Below are 20,075 nucleotides of genomic sequence, written 5' to 3'. Positions count from 1 at the left end.
GAAACCGAGAGACATAAAGGCTAGGCGCACTGGCTTGCGCGAGGCTGAAATCCGCCGTCATGCGCCACATCCGCCCCGTCAGTCTGGCGCAAGCTTGGTGGGTGATCCTCCTTCCAGGAGAAGGAGCGTGCCGGATGGTTTCGACGTTCGCGAACTACAACCTGATCGCCCGGAATCTCGACCGCACGCTCACGCTGAAGAAAGCGGAGCCGCTCGTTGCGCGCGATACCGACTATTTCCTTGCCAACATCGGCAACGTGAAGTCGGTCGATGACTTCATCAAGGACACGCGGCTTTTCAATTATGCGATGAACGCCTTCGGCCTCGAGGATATGGCCTATGCCAAGGCGTACATGCGCAAGGTCCTCGACGAAGGCATCGCCGATAAGAACAGCTTCGCCAATCGCCTCGCCGACGATCGTTTCGTCAACTTTGCCAAGACGTTCGACTTCGCCGCCAAGGGCGACAAGGTCACCTCCGACACCGAGGCGATGAAGAAGGTCACCGAACTCTACGCCCGCCAGGAGGTGGAGGAGGAGGCCGGCAACGAAGACGAGGGCGTGCGCCTCGCGCTCTATTTCGAGCGGACCGCGCCAACCGTTAAGTCGGCTTACGGCCTGCTGGCCGATCCCGCGCTCTGGCAGGTCGTGAAGACGGTGCTCGGCTTCCCCGACGCGATGGCGGGCGCCGACATCGACAAGCAGGCGGCCGCCGTGAACAAGCGGCTCGACGTGAAGGACCTGCAGGATCCCGAAAAGCTGCAGAAGCTGATCGGGCGCTTCACGGTCATGTGGGACGTGAACAACAACACCGATACCGATCCGGTCCTGACGCTGTTTTCGAGCGGCTCAGGCTCGGCGCAATCAACCGTCAGCACGGAGCTGGCGGCAACGCTGCACAATCTGAAGCGCGGGGGATACTGAGCCGATGCCGTCCAGCCTCTATGTCGCGCTCGCCGGCCAGGTCTCGATGAACCGCCGGCTGGAAACGATCGCCAACAATCTCGCCAACATGACCACGCCCGGCTACCGCGCCGAGGAGGTGAAGTTCGAGACGCTTCTGTCGAAGACCCGCGCTCAGAGCGTGGCCTTCCCGACCAGCGGCGAGACTTATATCTCCCGCCGGCCCGGACCGATCACTTACACCGGCAACCCGCTTGACGTGGCGACGGAGGGCAACCACTGGTTCGCTCTCCAGACGCCCGACGGCACCGTCTATACCCGCGACGGCCGGCTGAAGATGAACGAGATCGGCGAACTGCAATCGGTGGCAGGCTATCCTGTCCTCGATCCGGGTGGCGCGCCGGTCCGGGTGGATCCGCAGGCCGGACAGATCGTGATCGGTGACGACGGCTCGATCATGCAGGGCGACCGTCAGGTCGGCGGCATCGGGGTGTTTCAACTGCCCGACAACGCCAAGCTCTCGCGCTACGAAAATTCCGGCGTGATGTCCGATGAGCCCGGCGTGCCGCCGCAGGATCCGATTGGGGCCGGCGTGCGACAGGGCTACCTCGAGGGCGCGAACGTCAATCCCATCATGGAGATGACCCGACTGATCGCCGTAACGCGGGCGTTCGAGATGGCTTCCTCCGCCATGGGCCAGGGCGAGTCCACCCAGGACGAGGCGATCCGCTCCCTCGGCAGCCCGACCTGAGGTTCTGAGCCGGCATCCGCCGATCCACGGTCCGCGATCCCCGTGCTGACGAGGAGGAGGCGAACATGCATGCGATGGCGCGCCTCGAGGCGGCAATCAGCGCAGCTCTGGTCGATATTCCGGTCGTGCGCGTCGGCGGCGTCGTCAACGAGGTTGCGCCGACGCACTACCGGCTGAACGGCATCTCGCCCTTCGTCAAGCTCGGCGATCGCGTCGGCTATACCGACGGCGGTCGCGTCGCCCTCGGCGAGGTCGTGCGCATCAACGACGACGGCGCCGTCATCAAGCCGTTCGATGCCAGGATTTCGGTCGGGATCGGTGCCGTCGCCTTCCGCATGGGGGCGATGGCGCTCTCGCCGCATCCGAGCTGGAAGGGTCGCGTCATCAACGCCCTCGGCGAGCCGATCGACGGCCGCGGCGTGCTGATGCGCGGCGAGCGGGCGATGCCGGTCGATACGGAGCCGCCGCCGGCGATGACGCGGGCGCGCATCCGCAAGCCGCTGCGCACCGGTGTGCGCGTGGTGGATCTGTTCACGCCGCTGTGCGAGGGCCAGCGCATCGGCATCTTCGCCGGTTCGGGCGTAGGCAAGTCCACGCTTCTGTCGATGCTCGCCCGCGCCCAGGGGTTTGACAGCGTCGTGGTCTCGCTCGTCGGCGAACGCGGCCGCGAGGTCCGCGAGTTCCTGGAAGGCGCCTTGGCGCCTAACCTGTCCCGCTCGGTTGTTGTGGTTTCCACGGGTGACGAGAGCCCGATGATGCGCCGGCTCGCACCGCAATCGGCGCTGGCGGTGGCGGAGTATTTCCGCGATCTCGGCGATTCCGTGCTGCTGATCGTCGATTCCGTGACGCGTTATGCCCATGCGGCGCGTGACGTCGCTCTGGCCGCCGGCGAGCCTGCCGTCGCGCGCGGCTACACGCCAAGCGTGTTCAGCGCGCTCCCGAAGCTGCTGGAGCGCGCAGGGCCCGGCAGCGAGGGCGCGGGCAGCATCACCGGCGTGTTTTCCGTGCTGGTGGACGGAGACGACCACAACGATCCGGTGGCCGACGCCATCCGCGGCACGCTTGACGGCCATATCGTGCTCGACCGTTCGATCGCGGACCAGGGCCGGTTTCCCGCAGTCAACATGCTCGGGTCGATTTCCCGCCTCGCCGACCTCGTCTGGAGCAAGGACGAGCGGGAGCTGGTCCGGCGCCTGCGCGCCATGATCTCGCGGTTCGAGGACACCCGCGATCTGCGGCTGATGGGCGGCTATCACGCCGGCAGCGACACGGAACTGGACCAGGCGGTGGCGCTGGTCCCGAAAATCTACGACGCGTTGCGGCAGCATCCGGAAGGGGCGGCCTGCAAGGATGCGTTCGCCGACCTCGCCCAGGTGCTGCGGGGCGGGGCCCCGGCCGCGCAACAGCCTCGCACAAGCTAGTCGGCGTTAGCTGCTTCCATGGGGCGGAGCCGTGCGCGGGACTACCGTCACGCTCCATCCGGCGGCCGTCGTTACGCGGCCGATGGTGGAAACCGGCGCTTGGTCCTGCACGGCATCTGTGCCCGGGGCAGCGCGATGAGCGGCCAACGGGGGAGTTGAGCGATGAGCCTTTATGGTGTGCTGCGCACAAGCGTTTCCGGCATGAACGCGCAGTCGAACAAGCTCGGGACGGTCTCCGACAACATCGCCAACTCCAGCACAACCGGTTACAAGCGGGCATCCACGGAGTTCTCGTCGCTCCTGCTCGAGAACCAGGGAACCGGCAGCTACAATTCGGGCTCCGTCGAGACCAAGGTGCGCTACGCCATCAGCGACGAGGGCACGCGGACCTACACCACGTCTTCGACCGACCTGGCCATCGGCGGCGACGGCTTCTTCATCGTTGCCGACCAGAACGGCACCGGCGCGCCGGTGCTGACGCGGGCCGGCTCGTTCGTGAAGGACGGCGCGACGGGAAATCTCGTCAACGCCGCGGGCTTCACCCTGCTTGGCTACAACCTGACCGACGGCTCCGCCGGCGTGATCAACGGAACCCAGGGGCTCGTCCCCGTCAACATGTCGTCGATGAACATGATGGCGGAGCCGACGTCCTCTGGCGCGTTCTCCGCGAACCTGCCGGACGGCGATGCGGTCGGCGCGACGAAGACGAGTTCGGTCGTGATGTACGACAATCTCGGCAACGAGGTTCTGACCAAAGTGGAGTTCACAAAGACGGCTGCCGCCGACGCGACCGCGACGCCGCCGACGGGCGCGCAGTGGACGATGACGCTGACCGCGAACGGCACGACCACCACCCAGAACCTCGAGTTCAACTCGTCGGGCCAGCTCACGACCCCCAATCCGGCGACGACCAGTGTCGAGATTCTCAACGGCAACAATGTCAGCGTCGACATCTCGGGCTTGACCGCGCTTGCGGGCGACTATCAGCCGTCCGCGCCGTTCGACGGCTCGCCCCCGCAGAGTGTCGAGGACACGGTGATCGACCCGGACGGCGTGGTCTATGCGGTTTATGAGGATGGCAGCCGCAAGGCCGCTTTCCGCATTCCGCTCGCCACCGTGGCGAGCCCGGACAATCTGCAGCCGATGGCCGGCAACGTCTTCACCACGACCAACGATTCCGGCGGCATCCAGATCGGGACGGCCGAGACGGGGGCCTACGGCTCCATCGTTTCGGGCGCGCTGGAGTCCTCCAACGTCGATATCGCCAACGAGCTGACCGAGATGATCATCGCCCAGCGCGACTACACGGCCAACTCGAAGTCGTTCCAGACGGGCACCGAACTTCTCGACGTGCTCATGAACCTGAAGCGCTGATCCCCTCATCTATCGAGGTGATGAAGTCGAAACGTGACCCTGGCGCCGGAAGTGGATCATGAGTCTCTCGCTTGCCCTGAATACCGCCAAGTCCTCGATGGCGTCGGTCTCCGCGCAGATTTCGACGTCCGCGAAGAACATTTCCGGTGCGACGGACGCGACCTACTCCCGCAAGATTGCGGCCACGACCACGACGGCCGATGGCTCGGTGCGCTACACGACGGTGCGCCGCGCGCAGGACACGGCCCTCTACAACAAGATGCTCGGTGCGACGTCCAGCGCGGCTGAAAAGGATGCGCTGCTGAATGGTCTCGACCGCCTCGCCGATACGGTCGGCGACACCGAAAACGAGGGCTCTCCCGCGTCCAAAATCCAGGCGTTGGCGAACACCCTGACCCAGTACGCCAACCTGCCGAGCGACCAGGACCGTGCCGCAAGCGCCGTCACTGCCGCCAAGGATCTCGCCGCAACGCTTAACGATGCGACCTCGACCGTTACCTCCGTGCGTCAGCAGGCCGATGCCGACATGGCGTCCTCGGTCGAGAACATCAACGATCTGCTCGGCCAGTTCCAGGATCTGAACAACGCCGTCATCCGCGGTACGGTGGCGGGCGCTGATATCTCCACACAGCTCGACCAGCGCGATGCCGTGCTCGCCAAGATTTCGGAGGAGCTGGGCGTCACCACGGTGACGCGCGGCAACAACGACATGGCGATCTATACCGACAGCGGCGTGACGCTGTTCGAGACGACCGCGCGCAAGGTCGAGTTCAATCAGACCACGGCCTATTCGCCGGCGACCGTCGGCAATGCCGTCTATATCGACGGCGTGCAGGTCACCGGTGCCGGCGCCTCGATGCCGCTGCAGTCGGGAAAGCTGGTCGGGCTGGCGACGCTGCGCGACGAGGTGGCTCCGACCTACCAGGCGCAGCTCGACGAGGTTGCCCGCGGACTGATCGACACCTTCCAGGACGGCGGCGCGGACGGCCTGTTCACCAAGACGGGCTCCGTCACAGGTGTCGGGCTGGCAGGGGCGATCGTCGTCAATGCGGCGGTGGACCCGGATCAGGGCGGGAATCCCGTCCTGCTGCGCGACGGTATCAACACCGACTACAATCCGGACGACGCGGCGAGCTTCTCCGATCGCCTGTTCGCTCTCACAGGTGCCCTTTCGGCGACCCGAACCGATTATTCGGCTGCCGCCGGCATCGGCACCACGGGGACGCTTGCCGGCTTCGCTTCATCGTCGGTCGGCTGGCTGCAGAACCTGCGTTCCGATACCACCTCGTCCTCACAGTACCAGAACACGCTCCTCAGCAACGCGTCCGAGGCGCTGTCCAATGTGACGGGCGTCAACCTGGACGACGAGTACGCGCTGCAGCTGTCGCTTGAGCAAAGCTATACGGCATCCGCCAAGCTGATGAGCGTGGTGCAGAAGATGTTCGACGACCTTCTCAGCACGGTGTGATCATGCGGACCAGTTTCATCTCGACGGCCAACATGATCAACTCGACTCGCTCGAGCATTCTCAAGCTCCAGAGCGAGTTGACCAAGGGAAACAAGGAAATAACGACGGGCCGTTACGCCGACGTCGGACTTGAGCTTGGCTACAAGACGTCGACCAGTGTTTCGCTCTACAGCAAACTGGGTACGCTTCAGTCCCTGATCGACAACAACAAGGTCGTCGGGTCCACGCTGGAAACGACACAGGCGGTGCTCAACAACGCGGTGAGCGGCACGTCGTCTTTCCTGGAAATCCTGAACGGCACCCAGACGGTCATCGACCCTAACCTCCTCGTCGCGCAGGCTTCATCCGCCCTGAGCGACTTCTACAGCGGCGTCAACACCAGCAGCGGCGGCTTGTACCTGTTCAGCGGTATCAATTCCGACTCTCCGCCGCTGAACGATTTCGATGCGCCGGGTGGCCTCAAGGAGGCGATCGGCACGTCCTTCTCCACGCTGATCGGCGGTGGGTCTGCCGGCGACATCTCCGGCGACGATATGAAGACGTTCCTCGATGGGGATTTCGCCGCGCTGTTTTCGGACGCGAACTGGGGGTCGTGGTCGGATGCGTCGAGTTCCAACACCAAGACCCAGATCGGCCTGAGCGAGACGGCGACCACCTCGGCCAGCGCGAACGAGCCGGTGTTTCGCAACGTGATCATGGCCTACACCATGATCACGGAACTCGACTATCCCAATCTCAGCGCTGAGGCCCAGCAGGTCGTGCTCGACAAGACCGGCAAGCTGCTCGGCTCGGCGATTTCGGACTTCTCCCATCTCGAAGCGCGGCTTGGTGCCGTCCAGAACCGGATCGACACCTCGACCGACGTTCTGGATAACCAGAAGACCCTCGTCAAGACGCAGCTGAACAACATCGAAGGTATCGATGTTGCCGAGGCCAAGACGCGGGTCGATACGATTACGACGCAGATCGAGATGTCTTATTCGCTTACCGCGAATATAAAAAATCTCAGTATCTTGAACTATATTTAAAATATTCTCGGAGGTTCCTATGTACAGGTTCTCATACGCCGAGATCGTAGAGGACTCGAGCGACGAGGGCCGCTCCCGCGAGCGCATGGCCTTCGAGCATGCGATCTATCTGCTGGAGAAGGCGGAGCCGCGTGGACTGAAGTCCTCGGAGACCCTTGAGGCCGCGCAGTTCGTGCAGAAGATGTGGTCTTTCCTGATCTCGGACCTGTCGAGCGGCGACAACGGGCTTGCCGAGAGCGTCAGGGCCGATCTGATGTCGATCGGCCTTTGGGTCATCCGGCAGGCCGATCACCTGATCCACGAGCGGGCCGTGAGCCTCGATGCGCTGATCACCGTGCACCGAACCATTCGGGACGGCCTGCAATGAAGAAGACGATGCGCATCTCTTTGCGGGCCGGGGAGCGCATCTTCATCAATGGTGCGGTGCTCAGGGCGGAACGCAAGGCAACGTTCGAACTGCTGAACGACGCGACCTTCCTGATGGAGAGTCATGTCCTGCAGGTCGAGCAGACGACGACACCGCTGCGGCAGCTCTATTTCACCGTCCAGGCAATGCTGATCGATCCGCGCAATGCAGACAAGGCGCGGGCGCTGTTCGATGAGATGATCGAGCCGCTTCTGGCCGCCTTCAAGAACGAGACCATCCGGAACGAGCTGCAGGAAATCTGCAAGCTGGTGGCCAATGGACGGACGTTCGAGGCGCTGCGGGTCATCCGCAGTCTCTATCCGCTCGAGGAAGCGATTCTCGAAGGCGACCTGGATCGGGCGTCCAAGGTCGCCTGATGGTGTCGGCGAGCAACATTCACGAACGCGGCGGCGGACGAATGCCGCAGGGCAAGGACAAGGTGCGATGAGCGGTCTTACGGTCAACAGCACGACGGCGACCACAAGCACGGCGACGTCATCGTCGTCGTCGGCGGCGGGTACCTCCGCCTCGACGCTCGACTACGACGCCTTCCTGAAGCTCCTCATCGCGCAGATGAAGAATCAGGATCCCACCAACCCGATGGACTCGTCGGAATACATCGCGCAGCTCGCGACCTTCTCGCAGGTCGAGCAGACGATGAAGACGAACACCAAGCTCGATTCGCTGCTGACGTCCTCCGCGATCTCGCAGGCCGAGGGGCTGGTCGGGCGGACGGTGTCGTCGGACGACGGCAAGGTGTCCGGCGAGGTCAAGTCGATCAAGATCACCGACGATGGGCCGCTCGCCACCCTCAGCACGGGCGACAAGCTCCTGATTACCTCCGGCGTCACGGTCGCCTGACGATGAACGAGGCGGATGCTATCGATCTCGTCCAGTCCGCGATCTGGACGATCATCGTGGCGGCGGCGCCGGCGGTCGGTGCGGCGATGCTGGTGGGAATTGCGATTGCGCTGATCCAGGCTCTGACCCAGATTCAGGAAATGACGCTGACCTTCATTCCGAAGATCCTCGTCATCTTCGCCGTCGCCGCGGTCACGGCGTCGTTCATCGGGGCGCAGATCTTCGCGTTCACCGAGGAGGTCTACGGCCGCATCAGCACAGGGTTCTAGAGCGCTTTCCGGTCGGATGGACTCATCCGATCGACGAAAGGTCGCTTCAGATTCGAAGCTTTATGCATAACCCTGGGTACTGCGCCGAACCCGGCGCGCTGCGGCGGCCGGAGTGTGAAAGCCGGTTGGACCGAGCCGGCGCACGGTGAAGAGACGGGAAGGCAGGACGAGCAAGCATGGCCGACATCACGCCGAGCGTGTCCGCCCCGGCAGCCGAGCGCAAGTCGCTGCGCGACATCGCGTTCGCCGGCGGCATCACCGCCATTCTGCTGATTCTCTTCCTTCCGATTCCGACATTCATCATCGATGTCGGGCTCGCCTTCTCGATCGCGCTTTCTATCCTGATCCTGATGGTGGCGCTCTGGATCCAGAAGCCGCTGGAGTTCTCGTCCTTCCCCACCGTGCTTCTCATCGCGACCATGCTGCGCCTCGCACTCGGCATCGCGACCACGCGCCTGATCCTGTCCCACGGCGATCAGGGCATCTCGGCGGCCGGCCACGTCATCGAGGGCTTCTCGATGTTCGTCATGAGCGGCGATTTCGTCATCGGCATCGTGGTGTTCCTGATCCTGGTCACCGTCAATTTTCTGGTGATCACGAAGGGTGCCACCCGCATCGCCGAAGTCGGTGCGCGCTTCACCCTCGATGCCATCCCGGGCAAGCAGATGGCGATCGACGCCGATCTCGCGTCCGGGCTCATCGACGACAAGACGGCCCAAGCCCGCCGTCGCGAACTGGAGGAGGAAAGCGCCTTCTTCGGCTCGATGGACGGTGCCTCGAAGTTCGTGCGCGGCGAGGCGGTGGCGAGCCTGATCACCATCGCGGTGAACATCTTCGGCGGTATCATCATCGGCACGACGCGCCACGGCATGCCGCTCGCCGACGCCGCGGACGTGTTCACGCGTCTGTCGGTCGGCGACGGTCTCGTCTCGCAGATTCCGGCCCTGATCGTGTCGCTGGCTGCCGGCCTGCTCGTTTCCAAGGGCGGCACGCGCGGCTCGGCGGAGCAGGCCGTGTTCGGGCAGCTCGGCGGCTATCCCCGCGCCCTGTTCGTCGCCTCCTGCCTCATGTTCATGATGTCGCTGGTCCCGGGGATGCCGACGGTTCCGTTCGCATTGCTTGGGCTCGCGATGGCGTTCGTCGCCTATACCATCCCGCGGCAGATCGCCCAGAAGAAGATGGTCGAGGATACCAAGCAGCGGGAACAGCAGGCGAAGGCAATCGAAGATCAGCGGACGCGGGACGCCGTCAAGGATTCCCTCAAGGTCGACGAGGTCGAGATCAGCTTCGGCAAGCAGATCTCCGGTCACCTCAGCAAGTCGCATTCCGATCTGGCTCACCGCGTGGCCAAGATGCGCAAGAAGTTCGCGCAGCAATACGGCTTCGTTGTCCCGGACATCAAGATCGGCGAGAACCTGTCGGTTCCGTCCAAGAGCTACCAGATCAAGATTCACGGCACCGTCGTGGCCGAACAGGCCCTGCGGCTGAACGAGTTCCTGGTGATCGTCGGCGACGACAAGAAGCCGGATCTGCCCGGCGACGAGGTTCGCGAACCGGCGTTCGGCATGCGGGCGATGTGGATCTCGGAAGCCTATGGCGGTGAAATCCGCCGGGCAGGGTTCACGCCGGTCGACAATCTTTCGGTGGTGCTGACGCACCTGAGCGAGGTCATCCGCAACAACCTCGCGCAGCTTTTGTCCTACAAGGACATGCGCAGCCTGCTGGACCGGCTGGATCCGGAATACAAGAAGCTCATCGACGACATCGTGCCGTCGCAGATTTCGTTCTCGGGCCTGCAGGCGGTGCTGAAGCTCTTGTTGGCGGAGCGGGTGTCCATCCGCAACCTCCACCTGATCCTGGAAGCGATCGCCGAGATCGTGCCGCATGCCCGGCGCTCCGAGCAGGTGGCGGAGCATGTGCGGATGCGCATGGCGCAGCAGATCTGCGGCGATCTTTCGGAGAACGGCGTGCTGAGCGTCCTGCGTCTCGGCAACCGGTGGGATCTCGCGTTCCACCAGAGCCTGAAGCGGGATGCCAAGGGCGACGTCATCGAATTCGATATCGACCCGCGCCTCGTCGAACAGTTCGGCACGGAGGCCTCTCAGGTCATCCGTGACCGCATGCGCGACGGACGCATGTTCGTGCTCGTCACCGCTCCGGATGCGCGCCCTTACGTGCGCATGATCATCGAGCGCATGTTCGCCTCGCTGCCGGTGCTGTCCCACGTCGAGATCGCGCGCGGCGTCGAGATCAAATCGCTCGGAACGATCTCGTGAACGAGATCACGTCCACGGGGGTCCTTTCGGCCTTCGTGGTATTCTGCCGCGTCGGCGGCTGCCTGATGATCATGCCGGGGTTCTCCTACGGGCTCATCCCCGTGCGGGTTCGGCTGTTCGTGGCTTTCGCGGTGGTGCTCGCGCTTCTCGGCGTCGTGCCGGTCGACCGGATCGCCACGCTCGAAACGGTCGATGTCGGCGAACTCCTCCGGCTGATCGCCGTCGAGACCCTGGTCGGGGTGTTCATCGGCCTGATGGGCCGGATGTTCTTCATGATGCTGCAGACGATCCTGGTCGCCATGGTCACGGCGATCGGCCTCGGCGGCCTGCCGGGAACCATGCCCGACGACACCGAGATGCTGCCTGCCCTCGCGACCCTGATCTCGCTTGCCGCACTGACGATGCTGTTCGTCACCGACATGCACTGGGAGCTGCTCAAGGGCATCGCCGATTCCTACCGCGCGATTCCGCTCGGCATCGGCCTCTCTCCAGCGGTGGCGCTCGCAAGCATCACCGACCAGATGACGGATACGTTTCTGCTTGTGCTCAGAATCGGCAGTCCGTTCATCGTCTATTCCATCATCGTGAATTTTGCGGTCGGCCTGGCGAACAAGCTCGTGCCGCAGATCCCGGTCTACTTCATCACGACGCCGTTCGTGATCGCGGGCGGCCTCATGCTGCTCTATCTGACCATTGACGAATTCCTGCTCAACTTCATCGACGGCTTCTCGCGATGGGCCTTCGGCGGATGAAACGGGGGAGGGCCAGGCCGTGAGCAAGGCGACGAAGCGGGTTCGCCGCATCGTGAAGGTGCAGCAGGAGATGCACCGGTTGGCGGAATGGCGCCAGGCGGAACTCGTCCGCCGGGAAAACGAACTCAAGGCTGCCCAGGAGGAGATCGTCCAGGTCTTCAACGATCACGACAAGCTCTACGGCGTGGTCATCGAGCCTATGGCGCGCAAGCTGAAGTCGCTCGCCGGCGAGGAGACGCGGGTCGTCCGCGATCGCGAGGCCCAGGACCGCCGCGTCGTGGAGGAGGCCGTGCGCCTCAAGCGCGCGGAGCGGATGGCCGCGCGGGTCGAGGAAGACGCTCGCCACGCCGAGGAGAAGCAGAGCCTGCGCGACCTCATCGAGCAAATCGGGGGAACCGGCGGCGCAAGCTTCCCGTAAGCCCCATGTCGCACAGTGACGGCCATGATGCCGTTAGTTTTCGCGATGTAGGTCGATCCATGTCGGTGAGCATTCCATCGGATATCGTGCTCGACGTCGTGCACGCCGCGGACCCGCTCCGTTACCAAAGCGCGGCCGACCGCCTGTTCCGGGCCGGCCAGACCGGTGGCTCGGATGCGTTCCAGGATGTCTTCGACACGTTCGGCGCCGATGCCGGCCCCCGTCGGGCCGGGGGCTACGGCAGTCTCGATTCCCTCGGCGTGAGCGGACGGACGGTGCCGGTGCCCAAAGCCTGCTCACCCGAGGGCCAGGACGGAACGGAGCGTGCGGCGCTCAAGAAGTATCAGGCCTTCGAAGCGATGGCCCTGTCGAGCTTCGTCCAGGAGATGCTCCCCAAGGATGCCGAGGCGGTGTTCGGCAGCGGTACGGCCGGCGACGTCTGGAAGACGATGCTCGCTGAGCAGATCGGCAACCAGATCGCCGCCGCCGGCGGCATCGGCATCGCCAAGCAGCTTTTGAAGAGCCATCCGGTAGACGATGGCGAGGCCAGCCGGGCCGAGGCGACGCTGGGCCCGGTGTCGCTGTCTTCGGTGCTGTCGCAGCTGCCATCCGGCGGTTACCCCGACGACGCTTCGTCCGGCGCGGTCAAGGCGCCGGACAGCGAGGATCTTATCTGAGGAATGAGTATGGCGAACAGCGATCAGGCCCTCGTCGTCGTCCAAGGTGCCGCTGAGGTCCAGACCGGCCCTGCCGCGATTGCGCCGTTGCTGGCGGCCTTCGATCGTCTCGAGGACGTGCTGGATGTGGAAACGGCAGCGCTGCAGCAACGCGTCTCCGTCGACTACAACGACTTCGGGCTGCGCAAGAGCCGCAGTCTCCTCGAGCTGACGCGGATCGCGCGCGTCGTCGAGAGCAGCGGTCCGCTGCATCCCGACGTGGCCGCCCGCCTGCCTCTCCTTCAGGCCAAGCTCGAACTCAATCAGGAGCTCCTGGCGATTCATCTCGCCGCGGCGCGCGAGGTGGCCGAGGTGATCGCCGCCGCCACCCAGGCCGCGGAGTCCGACGGCACCTATTCGGCCACGATCGCCCAGCAGGGGGGAGGGCGCTGATGTTCAAGATCAGCGCGACCGCTCTATGGATTCTCGCGGTGGCGCTGATCTCGAGCTTCGGTGCGGCGTACTGGGCGGCCAACAACGACAACGCCAATCAGCCCGCGCCGTACCTTGAGGGACTCGAATACCGCAAGCTTCCGCTGCTCACGGTGCCGATGATCGTGAACGGACAGGTGGCCGGCTACGTGCTTGCCAAGCTCGTGTTCACTGCGGACGCGCGCACCCTGCGTGAGGTTCCGATCCAACCCGATGAATTCGTGACGGACGAGGCATTCACGGAAATATATACGAACGGGAAGATCGATTTCGGAAAGATAGACAAATATAATATACCCGAAATGGTTGAGAAAATCAAAACAAATGTCAATAAAAGATTGAATATTGACATTGTGCACGATATTCTCCTTGAGGGGATGAACTATCTCAGCAAAGACGAAATGAGGGAGCACGTAGTCGGAAGCTCCAGCGAGGCGGCGAGCGGCGGGGGCTGATCGCAGCCATAAGTGTTGATGCGGCTGCATCGCGCTTAGAGGGGGCGTGGAGAAAGTGGCGGAAAGGCGCGACGGGGTCGTCAGTGCGGCCGACCTTGCGGCCTCGGCTGCATATCCCGGAACGCGAGGACGTCTGGCGCCGATGTGCGGACACTGGACGATCGCTCGCTCCGTGGCGCCGGGTTGAAGTGCGAGTTGCGCCCGTCCGTCATGCTGCGCAGGCCTTCGGTCCGCGTCGATGCGAGTCCGGATCGTCTGAGCCCATTGCGGGGCGCCGCGCTGTCTTCATTCGTGCGTCGCCATGTCTGCCCGGCAGGGCAGGCTGGCAGTGAGCTCCGACAGCCTCTGGCTGAAGCGGTGCGGGTTTGAATCGGCATGAGGTTCGCGGCGGCGCAGCTGGCGCCGCACGGGGCTGACTGGATGCGGTGTTGGGATGTCTGTCGGCCCGGGGCGGGGCCGGCGGGTGCCGGTATGATGAACAATCGCTCGACGCAATCGAGAGTGAGGCTATGGACGAACTGCTCAGAGAGTTTCTGACCGAGACGAGCGAAAATCTCGATGTCGCTGACGCGGAACTCGTCAAGTTCGAGCGGGATCCGAACAATCTCGCCATTCTGAACAACATCTTCCGGCTGGTGCACACCATCAAGGGCACGTGCGGCTTCATCGGCCTGCCGAGGCTGGCGACGCTCGCCCACGCGGCCGAGACGCTGATGGACGAGTTCCGTCAGGGCGCATCCGTCACCACCGATGCCGTCAGCCTCGTGCTGCGCACGATCGACCGAATCAAGGCGATTCTGGCCGAGATCGAGGCGAGCGAGGGCGTGGAGCCCGAAGGGTCCGATGCCGATCTGATCGAGGAACTGGAGCGCATGGCGGCGGGCGCGGCGGAAGCGCCTGCGCCGGAAGCCGTCGCCGCGCCGGAGCCGGCCCCGCCGGAACCTTCGCGCGAGATCGCGGTGCAGGCTCCTGCAGCGAAAGAGCCTGAGGCGAAGGTGCCGTCCATCCAGGTGCTGGAACGCGAGCTTCAGCCGGGTGAGGTGTCCCTCGAGGAGCTGGAGCGTCTGTTCCTCGAGACCCCGCGCGATCCGCCGCGATCGTTCAAGGAACCGGCGCGTACCGAAGTCGTCCCGTCCAAGCCGGCCGAGCCTCCGCCTGCACCAGTGGCTGCGCCTGCACCGGCCCCGGTGCCCGAACCGGCGCAGGTCCACGCGGCCGATCCTGCGGCCGCGCGCAACGACGACCACAGCGGCGGCGTGGCGGGGCAGACCATCCGCGTCAATGTCAGCACCCTCGAGCACCTGATGACCATGGTTTCCGAGCTGGTGCTGACGCGCAACCAGCTCCTGGAGATCGCCCGGCGCCACGAGGATTCCGAGTACAAGATTTCGCTGCAGCGGCTTTCCGCGGTGACGGTCGAGATCCAGGAAGCGGTGATGCGCACCCGGATGCAGCCGATCGGCAATGCCTGGCAGAAGCTGCCACGCATCATCCGCGATCTCGCCAAGGATCTTGGCAAGCAGATCGAACTGGAGATGGTCGGTGCCGACACCGAACTCGATCGCCAGGTGCTCGACATCATCCGCGACCCGCTGACCCATATGGTCCGCAACTCCGCCGATCATGGCCTGGAGAGCACGCTCGAGCGCCGTGCCGCCGGCAAGTCGGAGATCGGCAAGATCAGGCTCGCCGCCTATCATGAGGGCGGCCACATCATCATCGAGGTGGGGGACGACGGTCGCGGCCTCAACATCCCGCGCATCCGCAGCAAGGCGCTGGAAAGGGGCCTCGCCACCGAGGCTGAACTCGCCAAGATGTCGGAAGCGCAGATTCAGCGCTTCATCTTCCACGCCGGCTTCTCCACGGCCGACAAGGTCACCAACATTTCCGGCCGCGGCGTCGGCATGGACGTGGTGCGATCCAATCTGGAGATGATCGGTGGCACGATCGACGTGCGGTCGAAGGCGGGCGCTGGCTCCGTCTTCCTGATCCGCATCCCGCTGACGCTTGCGATCATGCCGGCGCTGATCGTTCAGGCGGACAGCGAGCGCTTCGCCATTCCTCAGCGCGCCGTGCTCGAGCTCGTGCAGGTTCAGAACGGCTCGGAATATGCGATCGAGCACGTCAAGGACGCCCCGGTGCTGCGGCTGCGCGACAGCCTGCTGCCGATCGTGCGCATGTCGCATCTCCTGACGACCGGTTCGGCGGCCGGCGATTCCGAAAAGATCGAGACCGGGTTCGTCGCCGTCCTGCAGGTCGGCGCGCAGACATTCGGCCTTGTCGTCGATGCTGTGCTGCAGACGGAGGAAATCGTCGTCAAGCCGCTGGCCTCGGTGCTGCGCGGCATCGGGCTGCTGTCCGGCAGCACCATCCTCGGTGACGGTCGCGTGATCATGATCATCGACCCGAACGGGGTGGCTGAAGCGATGGCGAGCTCCATTCAGGGGGCCTCGCTCGACAGCGCCGGGGGGCGGGTGGAGATCATCGAAGAGATCGAGAACCGCACGGAACTCCTGCTTTTCCGCGCCGGCGATGCGGACCCCAAGGCCGTGCCTCTGTCGCTGGTCACCCGGCTGGAGGAGTTCGAGGCCGACAAGGTCGAGCGCACCAGCAACGGCCCTGTCATCCAGTATCGCGGCACCCTCATTCCGCTCTACTACCTCAACGACAAGGTGGAGCGCCGTGCGACCGGCACCCAGCCGATGCTGGTGTTCTCGGACAACGGGCGGTCGCTGGGTCTGGTGGTCGACGAGATCGTGGATATCGTCGAGGAGCGGCTCGATATCACGCTCGTCTCCAACAATCCGGGCGTGCTCGGCTCGGCGATCGTGGCTGGAAGGGCGACGGATCTGATCGACATCGCCCACATTCTGTCCGAGGCATTTGCCGATTGGTTCGAGCGTGGCAAGACCGACGGTGCCGGCCGCAGGCGCGGCCGCAACCTGCTTCTCGTCGACGACAGCGCCTTTTTTCGCGGGCTGATCACGCCGCTGCTTCATAGCGCCGGCTTCAACGTGACGGCCTGCGCCACGGCGAGCGACGCGCTGGAGCGGCTCAATGGCGAGCGCCGCTACGACATCATCGTCAGCGACATCGACATGCCCGGAATGGATGGCTTCGCGTTCACGAACGCCGTCCGCAGTCGTCCGCAGTCGCGCAGCCTGCCGATCATCGCGCTTTCGGGGATCTGCACGCCGGAGGCGATCGAGCGCGGACGAGAGGTCGGCTTTTCCGACTACATCGCCAAGTCCGACCGCTCGGGGCTGCTTGCCGTGCTTCGGGAGTTCGCCAACGTCATCGAGGAAGAGGCGGCATGAGCACGGAACTCGCCCTGAAATCCGATTCCGCGTCGCAGACCACACAATTCGTCAGCGTGCATATCGACAAGCAGCTTTTCGGCCTGCCCATCGATAGCGTTCACGAGGTCTTCGTCCCGGACAGTATCACCCCGGTTCCGCTGGCACCGCCCGAGGCGGAAGGCGTGCTGAACCTGCGCGGTCGCATCGTCACTGTGGTGAACATGCGCCGGTTGCTGAACCTCCCGCGGAACGAGAAGGCTGGTGGGATGGCCGTCGGCGTCGAGTTCAAGGGGGAGACCTATGGCCTCCTGATCGACGAGGTCGGCGAGGTTCTGACGCTGGAGAATGCCAACCGGCTGCCGAACCCGTCCAATCTCGATCCGCGCTGGGCGCAGATCTCGAACGGCGTCTACAGGCTGCCGGGCGTGCTGATGGTCATCCTCGACGTGGAACGTGCCCTCAGCCGGCTGACGGTCGTCGCCTGAACCGGCAATAGCGATGGCGGATATGACGAAAACCTGCCTTGTAGTCGACGATTCGAGAGTGGCGCGCCTCGTCGCGCGGCGCATCCTCGAAGAGCTGTCGTTCATCGTCCAGGAAGCCGAGGACGGGGAACAGGCGCTCGCGCTGTGCCGCGAATCACTGCCCGACGCGATCCTGCTCGACTGGCACATGCCCGTGATCGACGGCCCTGCCTTCCTCCGAAGCCTGCGCCACTCCCAGGGTGGGGAGCGGCCAAAGGTGGTTTTCTGCACAAGCCAGAATGATCCAGAGCAAATCGCCGCTGTTATCCAGGAAGGCGCAGACGAATATATCATGAAGCCCTTCGATCGTGATATCTTGCGAGAGAAGTTCGCAGGCGTCGGACTTGTTTAATTCTACAACAAATATTTCAATATAACTGAAGCGAGTTGTTATGACGGTCGCCAGTCCGGAGACTTCGGATACCACCTCTTCCCGGGAGCCTATCCGCGTCATGATCGTCGACGATTCCGCCGTGGTACGCGGAATTATCGGCAACTGGTTCGCCGGCGATCCGGGGTTTGCGGTGGTCGCGTCCCATTTCAACGGGCGCCGGGCCGTCGACGACGTTACGAATTCCAAGCCAGACGTGATCATCCTCGATCTCGAGATGCCCGAAATGGGCGGCCTCGATGCGCTTCCGCTCATTCTGGAGCGCAAGCCCGGCACGGCGGTGATCGTCGCATCCACCCTTTCCCAGCGCGGGGCCGAGGCCAGCATCTCGGCACTCAATCTCGGTGCGGCCGACTACGTGCCGAAACCATCCGCGGCGACCAACAAGATCAATTCGGCCGAATTCCGGGCCGACCTGCTGCAGAAGGTGCGCGAACTTGGCCTGAAGGCCCGCCGCCGGATCGAGCGGACGGCGGCTCCTCGTCCCACCCCTGCGGCGACGGTCGGCGTTGCCGCCACCGCGCCCGCTCCGGCGCCCGTCGCCAAGCTGGCACCGCAGCCCATTGCGAAGCCCCGCATGCCGGAGGCGCTTCGGCGGCCCTCGACCGCCCCGGTGCGCGCCATCGTCATCGGCAGTTCCACCGGCGGCCCGCAGGCGCTGTCGAAGGTGTTCACGGCGCTCGGCCCGGCCATGGCCGGGGTACCGGTCCTCGTCACCCAGCACATGCCGCCGACCTTCACGACCATCCTCGCCGAGCACCTGTCACGCTCGGCCGGGCGTGACGCCCGTGAAGGTACGGACGGCGAAATCGTCGTTCCCGGCCGGATCTATGTGGCGCCGGGAGCGCGCCACATGCTGATCACCCGCTCCGGACAGGATGTGGTGATCCGATTGTCGGATGCTCCGCCGGTGAACTACTGCAAGCCGGCTGTCGATCCGCTGTTCCAGTCCGCTGCGGCGGTCTACGGCGCGAACCTCTTGGGCGTCGTGCTCACGGGCATGGGAACCGACGGGGCCAAGGGCGGCCAGGCAATCGTCGCAGCAGGTGGGACGATGATCGCGCAGGATGAGGAGAGCAGCGTCGTGTGGGGAATGCCCGGCGCCATGGCTGCGACGGGTGTCTGCAGCGGCATCCTGCCGATCGACGAAATCGGACCGAAGCTCGTCGCTTTCCTCGGGGGGCGTCGATGATCGCGCTGGCGGATTACGAGTTCTTTCGCCGCCTGCTCAAGGGACGGTCCGGCCTCGCGCTGCCGGACGACAAGCAATATCTGCTCGAAAGCCGGCTGACGCCGGTGATGGACCAGTTCGGCATTCAGGGCTTCGCCCAGTTGGCCCAGCGCCTCCGGGGTCCGGACGCGCGCGAGATCGAGGATGCGGTGGTCGACGCCATGACCACCAACGAGACGTTCTTTTTCCGGGACAGGTCGCCGTTCGAGACTTTCACCTCGTTCGTGCTGCCGAGCATCGCCCGCGCCAGGCCGGCAGGTCAGCCGCTGCGCATCTGGTGCGCGGCAGCCTCCACGGGGCAGGAACCCTATTCGCTCGCGATGTGCCTGCGGGAGAACGCGGCAATCATCGGCGGCCGCAAGGTGGAAATCCTGGCGACCGATATTTCTCACGTCGCGCTCGAACGGGCAAAGGCTGGCATCTACTCGCAGTTCGAGGTGCAGCGCGGTCTTCCGATCCAGCATCTGCTGAAATATTTCACGAAATCTGGGGACCAGTGGCAGGTCAACGCGGACATCCGCGCCATGATCACCTACCGATATCTGAATCTCCTGGATTCATTCGTTTCTCTCGGTCGCTTCGATATCGTCTTCTGCCGGAATGTCCTGATCTATTTCGATCCGCCGACCAAATCCGATGTGCTGGAGCGCATCTCGAAGCTGATGGCGCCGGACGGCCACCTGTTCCTGGGCGGTGCGGAGACCGTCGTCGGTCTCACGGATTGTCTGCGGCCGAACGGCGATTATCGCGGGCTTTATCACCTCAAAGGCAGCACCGACGGCGCGGACGCCCCGGCATATCGGATTGCCGCCCCGGCGCCATCCCCGGCGCCGCCCGCCCAGCCCACGGCCGCTTTCCCGCCGCCGCAACCTCATCCGGCTCGTCCGGCCGATGCGCAGGCCCGGCAAACGCACCGTCCGCCGCGCTATTTTCCGCCGCGCGGTGCGAATGAATTCGGGGGCTGAAACCCATCCCGTCCAGACCGGAGTGATCTGAACGGCGGAAGGTATGTCCGCAGCCTGGTCAAGCCGTCCGGGTGGGCTTGATCAACGGCGAGGTTTCCGCCGCCTCAGTGGCTCCCGCGCGCGACAGCGGCTCGCG

Annotated in this window: 20 protein-coding genes and 1 pseudogene; all 21 read left to right on the top strand. The window is 64.4% G+C overall.

Annotated features, from left to right (window positions below):
- The first annotated feature begins 134 nt into the window (after positions 1-134).
- Complete coding sequence (locus BUF17_RS06525) at positions 135-923, top strand: DUF1217 domain-containing protein (protein ID WP_073626744.1); 789 nt, start codon at positions 135-137, stop codon at positions 921-923.
- A 4-nt stretch (positions 924-927) separates the two neighbouring features.
- Complete coding sequence (gene flgF / locus BUF17_RS06520; RefSeq protein WP_073626742.1) at positions 928-1,653, top strand: flagellar basal-body rod protein FlgF; 726 nt, start codon at positions 928-930, stop codon at positions 1,651-1,653.
- A gap of 65 nt (positions 1,654-1,718) precedes the next feature.
- Complete coding sequence (gene fliI, locus BUF17_RS06515; protein ID WP_073626739.1) at positions 1,719-3,074, top strand: flagellar protein export ATPase FliI; 1,356 nt, start codon at positions 1,719-1,721, stop codon at positions 3,072-3,074.
- 162 nt (positions 3,075-3,236) lie between these two features.
- Positions 3,237-4,448, top strand: coding sequence for a flagellar hook protein FlgE (locus BUF17_RS06510; protein ID WP_073626737.1), 1,212 nt, complete (start codon positions 3,237-3,239; stop codon positions 4,446-4,448).
- A 58-nt stretch (positions 4,449-4,506) separates the two neighbouring features.
- A complete protein-coding gene (gene flgK, locus BUF17_RS06505; RefSeq protein ID WP_073626735.1) occupies positions 4,507-5,916 on the top strand; it encodes a flagellar hook-associated protein FlgK in 1,410 nt (469 codons plus the stop codon).
- Positions 5,917-5,918: 2 nt separating this feature from the next.
- A complete protein-coding gene (locus tag BUF17_RS06500) occupies positions 5,919-6,944 on the top strand; it encodes a flagellar hook-associated family protein (protein WP_073626733.1) in 1,026 nt (341 codons plus the stop codon).
- Between the two features lie 19 nt (positions 6,945-6,963).
- Entirely contained in the window at positions 6,964-7,311 is a 348-nt protein-coding gene (gene flaF, locus BUF17_RS06495) for a flagellar biosynthesis regulator FlaF (RefSeq protein ID WP_073626731.1), read from the top strand.
- Positions 7,308-7,727, top strand: a complete 420-nt coding sequence (flbT, locus tag BUF17_RS06490; RefSeq protein WP_073626729.1) for a flagellar biosynthesis repressor FlbT — start codon at positions 7,308-7,310, stop codon at positions 7,725-7,727. The genes flaF and flbT overlap by 4 nt, the downstream gene beginning before the upstream one ends.
- A gap of 67 nt (positions 7,728-7,794) precedes the next feature.
- A complete protein-coding gene (flgD, locus tag BUF17_RS06485) occupies positions 7,795-8,211 on the top strand; it encodes a flagellar hook assembly protein FlgD (RefSeq protein WP_073626727.1) in 417 nt (138 codons plus the stop codon).
- A 2-nt stretch (positions 8,212-8,213) separates the two neighbouring features.
- Complete coding sequence (gene fliQ / locus BUF17_RS06480) at positions 8,214-8,480, top strand: flagellar biosynthesis protein FliQ (protein ID WP_073626725.1); 267 nt, start codon at positions 8,214-8,216, stop codon at positions 8,478-8,480.
- A 176-nt stretch (positions 8,481-8,656) separates the two neighbouring features.
- Positions 8,657-10,756 (top strand): flagellar biosynthesis protein FlhA, encoded by a 2,100-nt coding sequence (gene flhA / locus BUF17_RS06475; RefSeq protein WP_073626723.1) that lies wholly within the window; start codon positions 8,657-8,659, stop codon positions 10,754-10,756.
- Positions 10,753-11,508, top strand: a complete 756-nt coding sequence (locus tag BUF17_RS06470) for a flagellar biosynthetic protein FliR (protein WP_073626720.1) — start codon at positions 10,753-10,755, stop codon at positions 11,506-11,508. Before flhA ends, BUF17_RS06470 begins: the two co-directional genes overlap by 4 nt.
- A 19-nt stretch (positions 11,509-11,527) precedes the next feature.
- A complete protein-coding gene (locus tag BUF17_RS06465) occupies positions 11,528-11,926 on the top strand; it encodes a hypothetical protein (RefSeq protein ID WP_073626718.1) in 399 nt (132 codons plus the stop codon).
- Positions 11,927-11,985: 59 nt separating this feature from the next.
- The gene (locus tag BUF17_RS06460; protein WP_073626717.1) at positions 11,986-12,603 is read left to right on the top strand and encodes a rod-binding protein; all 618 of its coding nucleotides are present in this window, start codon (positions 11,986-11,988) and stop codon (positions 12,601-12,603) included.
- Positions 12,604-12,612: 9 nt separating this feature from the next.
- Positions 12,613-13,035, top strand: coding sequence for a flagellar protein FlgN (locus BUF17_RS06455; RefSeq protein ID WP_244530786.1), 423 nt, complete (start codon positions 12,613-12,615; stop codon positions 13,033-13,035).
- Positions 13,035-13,529: a hypothetical protein gene (locus BUF17_RS06450; protein WP_073626715.1), complete on the top strand. Its 495-nt coding sequence runs from the start codon at positions 13,035-13,037 to the stop codon at positions 13,527-13,529. The genes BUF17_RS06455 and BUF17_RS06450 overlap by 1 nt, the downstream gene beginning before the upstream one ends.
- Before the next feature lie 509 nt (positions 13,530-14,038).
- Positions 14,039-16,846, top strand: coding sequence for a hybrid sensor histidine kinase/response regulator (locus BUF17_RS06445; protein WP_073626713.1), 2,808 nt, complete (start codon positions 14,039-14,041; stop codon positions 16,844-16,846).
- Positions 16,843-17,313: a chemotaxis protein CheW gene (locus tag BUF17_RS06440; RefSeq protein ID WP_073626711.1), complete on the top strand. Its 471-nt coding sequence runs from the start codon at positions 16,843-16,845 to the stop codon at positions 17,311-17,313. Before BUF17_RS06445 ends, BUF17_RS06440 begins: the two co-directional genes overlap by 4 nt.
- Positions 17,314-17,326: 13 nt before the next feature.
- Positions 17,327-17,704: a response regulator gene (locus BUF17_RS06435; protein WP_084564146.1), complete on the top strand. Its 378-nt coding sequence runs from the start codon at positions 17,327-17,329 to the stop codon at positions 17,702-17,704.
- 40 nt (positions 17,705-17,744) lie between these two features.
- Positions 17,745-18,935 (top strand): protein-glutamate methylesterase/protein-glutamine glutaminase, encoded by a 1,191-nt coding sequence (locus BUF17_RS06430; protein WP_073626709.1) that lies wholly within the window; start codon positions 17,745-17,747, stop codon positions 18,933-18,935.
- Positions 18,932-19,789, top strand: a pseudogene (locus tag BUF17_RS06425) (CheR family methyltransferase); the annotation flags it as partial. The gene BUF17_RS06430 and the pseudogene BUF17_RS06425, both read left to right, overlap by 4 nt.
- Positions 19,790-20,075 lie beyond the last annotated feature (286 nt).

Origin of the sequence: Pseudoxanthobacter soli DSM 19599, assembly GCF_900148505.1 — a bacterium.
Taxonomy (GTDB): domain Bacteria; phylum Pseudomonadota; class Alphaproteobacteria; order Rhizobiales; family Segnochrobactraceae; genus Pseudoxanthobacter; species Pseudoxanthobacter soli.
The sequence above is the reverse complement of the archived record's forward strand: the minus strand, read 5'-3'. Positions and strand labels throughout refer to the sequence as shown.